Annotated in this window: 3 rRNA genes; all 3 read right to left on the bottom strand. The window is 57.3% G+C overall.

Annotation, left to right across the window (positions count from 1 at the left end):
* Window positions 1-9: 9 nt before the first annotated feature.
* The 3 genes from rrf to ACX4ZE_RS22415 all read right to left on the bottom strand — a co-directional run bounded on the left by rrf (window position 10) and on the right by ACX4ZE_RS22415 (window position 5,224).
* Window positions 10-126 (bottom strand): 5S ribosomal RNA (rrf, locus tag ACX4ZE_RS22425).
* 107 nt (window positions 127-233) lie between these two features.
* Window positions 234-3,360, bottom strand: a 23S ribosomal RNA gene (locus ACX4ZE_RS22420).
* A 345-nt stretch (window positions 3,361-3,705) separates the two neighbouring features.
* A 16S ribosomal RNA gene (locus ACX4ZE_RS22415) occupies window positions 3,706-5,224 on the bottom strand.
* Together the 16S, 23S and 5S rRNA genes form the textbook arrangement of a ribosomal RNA operon.
* Window positions 5,225-5,372: the final 148 nt, after the last annotated feature.

Here is a 5,372-nt window from a genome sequence, read left to right as displayed (position 1 = left end):
TGTGGTGTGTTTCGGCGGTGTCCTACTCTCCCACACCCTGTCGGGTGCAGTACCATCGGCGCTGGCAGGCTTAGCTTCCGGGTTCGGAATGGGACCGGGCGTTTCCCTGCCGCTATGGCCGCCGTAACTCTGTGAAACTGTCACTGCCCCCCCTTTGCCCGGGTTGTTGTGTCGGGTGCGAGGGGGGTTGTGTGTTGTTTCAGATACTGCACAGTGGACGCGTAGCGATCTTTGTTGGTAAGTCCTCGGCCGGTTAGTACCGGTCACCTCCACACGTTGCCGTGCTTCCAGTTCCGGCCTATCAACCCCATGGTCTGTGGGGGGCCTTAACCACTCTGTGGTGGTGAGAAACCTCATCTTGGAACAGGCTTCCCGCTTAGATGCTTTCAGCGGTTATCCCTTCCGAACGTAGCCAACCAGCAGTGCTCTTGGCAGAACAACTGGCGCACCAGAGGTTCGTCCGTCCCGGTCCTCTCGTACTAGGGACAGCTTTCCTCAAGTTTCTTCACGCGCGCGGCGGATAGAGACCGAACTGTCTCACGACGTTCTAAACCCAGCTCGCGTGCCGCTTTAATGGGCGAACAGCCCAACCCTTGGGACCTACTCCAGCCCCAGGATGCGACGAGCCGACATCGAGGTGCCAAACCATCCCGTCGATATGGACTCTTGGGGAAGATCAGCCTGTTATCCCCGGGGTACCTTTTATCCGTTGAGCGACACCGCTTCCACATGCCAGTGCCGGATCACTAGTCCCGACTTTCGTCCCTGCTCGACCTGTCGGTCTCACAGTCAAGCTCCCTTGTGCACTTGCACTCGACACCTGATTGCCAACCAGGCTGAGGGAACCTTTGGGCGCCTCCGTTACATTTTAGGAGGCAACCGCCCCAGTTAAACTACCCACCAGGCACTGTCCCTGAACCAGATCATGGCCCGAGGTTAGAAGTCCAATACGACCAGAGTGGTATTTCAACGACGACTCCACAAACACTAGCGTGCCCGCTTCACAGTCTCCCACCTATCCTACACAAACCGTACCGAACACCAATACCAAGCTATAGTGAAGGTCCCGGGGTCTTTTCGTCCTGCCGCGCGTAACGAGCATCTTTACTCGTAATGCAATTTCGCCGAGTCTGTGGTTGAGACAGCAGAGAAGTCGTTACGCCATTCGTGCAGGTCGGAACTTACCCGACAAGGAATTTCGCTACCTTAGGATGGTTATAGTTACCACCGCCGTTTACCGGGGCTTAAATTCTCAGCTTCGCGGACGAATCCACTAACCGGTCCTCTTAACCTTCCGGCACCGGGCAGGCGTCAGTCCGTATACCTCGTCTTACGACTTCGCACGGACCTGTGTTTTTAGTAAACAGTCGCTTCTCTCTGGTCTCTGCGACCACACCCAGCTCACGATGCAAGACCGATCACCAGACATGGTCCCCCTTCTCCCGAAGTTACGGGGGCATTTTGCCGAGTTCCTTAACCACAGTTCTCTCGATCGCCTCGGTATTCTCTACCTGACCACCTGTGTCGGTTTAGGGTACGGGCCGTGTACCAACTCACTAGAGGCTTTTCTCGGCAGCATAGGATCACTGAATTCGCCTCAATCGGCTACGCATCACCTCTCAGGCTACCCATGACGCGGATTTACCTACGCCACACCCTACAGGCTTACACCAGTACAACCACTCACTGGCCCAGCTACCTTCCTGCGTCACCCCATCGCTTGACTACTACAGCCAGGGTCGTGCGCAGCCGCTTTGAGCCTCCCGAAGGAGGTCTCGCCACATTTGGGCACTTAGCACAACTGCCTCGCCATTGGGCGCGGATACACGGGTACGGGAATATCAACCCGTTGTCCATCGACTACGCCTGTCGGCCTCGCCTTAGGTCCCGACTCACCCTGGGCGGATTAACCTGGCCCAGGAACCCTTGGTCATTCGGCGGACGAGTTTCTCACTCGTCTTTCGCTACTCATGCCTGCATTCTCACTCGCGCAGCCTCCACACCTGGATCACTCCGGCACTTCCACGGCTACACGACGCTCCCCTACCCAGCCGCACCACTGGCCCCCACACAAAATGAGGACAATGACATATGCGACTGCCGCGGCTTCGGCGGTGTACTTGAGCCCCGCTACATTGTCGGCGCAAGACCACTTGACCAGTGAGCTATTACGCACTCTTTCAAGGATGGCTGCTTCTAAGCCAACCTCCTGGTTGTCTTCGCGATCCCACATCCTTTTCCACTTAGTACACGCTTAGGGGCCTTAGCCGGCGATCTGGGCTGTTTCCCTCTCGACTACGAAGCTTATCCCCCGCAGTCTCACTGCCACGCTCTCACACACCGGCATTCGGAGTTTGGCTGACTTCGGTAAGCTGGTAGGCCCCCTAGGCCATCCAGTAGCTCTACCTCCGGCGTGAAACACGTGACGCTGCACCTAAATGCATTTCGGGGAGAACCAGCTATCACGGAGTTTGATTGGCCTTTCACCCCTACCCACAGCTCATCCCCTCAGTTTTCAACCTAAGTGGGTTCGGGCCTCCACGACGTCTTACCGTCGCTTCACCCTGGCCATGGGTAGATCACTCCGCTTCGGGTCCATGACACGCGACTCAAAACGCCCTATTCGGACTCGCTTTCGCTACGGCTACCCCACACGGGTTAACCTCGCCACATACCAATGACTCGCAGGCTCATTCTTCAAAAGGCACGCCATCACCCCACCCCGAAAGGGAGGCTCTGACGGATTGTAAGCGCACGGTTTCAGGTACTATTTCACTCCCCTCCCGGGGTACTTTTCACCTTTCCCTCACGGTACTAGTCCGCTATCGGTCACCAGGGAGTATTCAGGCTTACCGGGTGGTCCCGGCAGATTCACAGCAGATTCCACGGGCCCGCTGCTACTCGGGCATCATCCACGAGAGCCGTCATGCTTTCACCTACGGGATTCTCACCCTCTACGACAGGCCGTTCCAGACCACTTCGGCTAACACAACGGTTTCTGACTCCCGCCCAGTCCGGCAGAACCGAGAAGAATGACCCCACAACCCCATGAACGCAACCCCTGCCGGGTATCACACGCCCATGGTTTAGCCTCATCCGCTTTCGCTCGCCACTACTCACGGAATCACAATTGTTTTCTCTTCCTGTGGGTACTGAGATGTTTCACTTCCCCACGTTCCCTCCCGACACCCTATACATTCAGATGCGGGTGACACGACATCACTCGTGCCGGGTTTCCCCATTCGGACACCCTCGGATCTCAGCTCGGTTGACAGCTCCCCGAGGCTTATCGCAGCCTCCCACGTCCTTCATCGGCTCCTGGTGCCAAGGCATCCACCGAACGCTCTTACACACTTACAAACAAAGATGCTCGCGTCCACTGTGCAGTTCTCAAACAACACACCCGAAAGAACCCACACCCGACACCCACACCCGGACCCCACAAGGACCGACAGCGGTATGACCGGAGGAACTCCCAGATCGTCACTTCCTCCTGAAAGAGAAACACTCGCGTGTTCCCTCAGGACCCAACAGCGTGTCGACTACCTCCAGCCCCTCACAGCCACCAACGACCACAAGAAGACCAGCACATGTCAGCGTTCCACCCATGAGCAACCACCGGACCACACCCGGGTCCGCAATGGCCTCTGGCACGAAGCGTTTACCATCCCACCACCGTGGGTGCCCGTACAGAAAGCTCCTTAGAAAGGAGGTGATCCAGCCGCACCTTCCGGTACGGCTACCTTGTTACGACTTCGTCCCAATCGCCGATCCCACCTTCGACGGCTCCCTCCCACAAGGGGTTGGGCCACCGGCTTCGGGTGTTACCGACTTTCATGACGTGACGGGCGGTGTGTACAAGGCCCGGGAACGTATTCACCGCAGCGTTGCTGATCTGCGATTACTAGCGACTCCAACTTCACGGGGTCGAGTTGCAGACCCCGATCCGAACTGAGACCGGCTTTAAGGGATTCGCTCCACCTCACGGTATCGCAGCCCTCTGTACCGGCCATTGTAGCATGTGTGAAGCCCTGGACATAAGGGGCATGATGACTTGACGTCGTCCCCACCTTCCTCCGAGTTGACCCCGGCAGTCTCCTGCGAGTCCCCACCATCACGTGCTGGCAACACAGGACAAGGGTTGCGCTCGTTGCGGGACTTAACCCAACATCTCACGACACGAGCTGACGACAGCCATGCACCACCTGTACACCGACCACAAGGGAGCCTACATCTCTGCAGGTTTCCGGTGTATGTCAAACCCAGGTAAGGTTCTTCGCGTTGCATCGAATTAATCCACATGCTCCGCCGCTTGTGCGGGCCCCCGTCAATTCCTTTGAGTTTTAGCCTTGCGGCCGTACTCCCCAGGCGGGGCGCTTAATGCGTTAGCTACGGCACGGATCCCGTGGAAGGAAACCCACACCTAGCGCCCACCGTTTACGGCGTGGACTACCAGGGTATCTAATCCTGTTCGCTACCCACGCTTTCGCTTCTCAGCGTCAGTTACTGCCCAGAGACCCGCCTTCGCCACCGGTGTTCCTCCTGATATCTGCGCATTTCACCGCTACACCAGGAATTCCAGTCTCCCCTGCAGTACTCAAGTCTGCCCGTATCGCCTGCAAGCTCACAGTTGAGCTGTGAGTTTTCACAGACGACGCGACAAACCGCCTACAAGCTCTTTACGCCCAGTAATTCCGGACAACGCTCGCACCCTACGTATTACCGCGGCTGCTGGCACGTAGTTGGCCGGTGCTTCTTCTACCCCTACCGTCACTTACGCTTCGTCGGAGTCGAAAGAGGTTTACAACCCGAAGGCCGTCATCCCCCACGCGGCGTCGCTGCATCAGGCTTCCGCCCATTGTGCAATATTCCCCACTGCTGCCTCCCGTAGGAGTCTGGGCCGTGTCTCAGTCCCAGTGTGGCCGGTCGCCCTCTCAGGCCGGCTACCCGTCGTCGCCTTGGTAGGCCATTACCCCACCAACAAGCTGATAGGCCGCGGGCCCATCTCACACCGATAAATCTTTCCACCCCAAGCCATGCGACCAGGAGTCATATCCGGTATTAGACCCAGTTTCCCAGGCTTATCCCGAAGTGCGAGGCAGATCACCCACGTGTTACTCACCCGTTCGCCGCTCGTGTACCCCGAAGGGCCTTACCGCTCGACTTGCATGTGTTAAGCACGCCGCCAGCGTTCGTCCTGAGCCAGGATCAAACTCTCCGTTGAAGACTCACAACCACACCCCAAAACAAAAGGGCGCAATCAGAACAACCAGAGTCCGAAAACCCAGCAAAAAAAACGCCAACCAAAACAGTTGACAAAACATCCCAACCCCTCCACACGGGGGCATGAAAAGGAAGGGAACCAAAAAAAA

This window comes from Nocardia sp. TBRC8007 (genome assembly GCF_056629435.1).
Note: the sequence above shows the minus strand (reverse complement) of the source record. Positions and strands in the feature narration are given on the sequence as shown.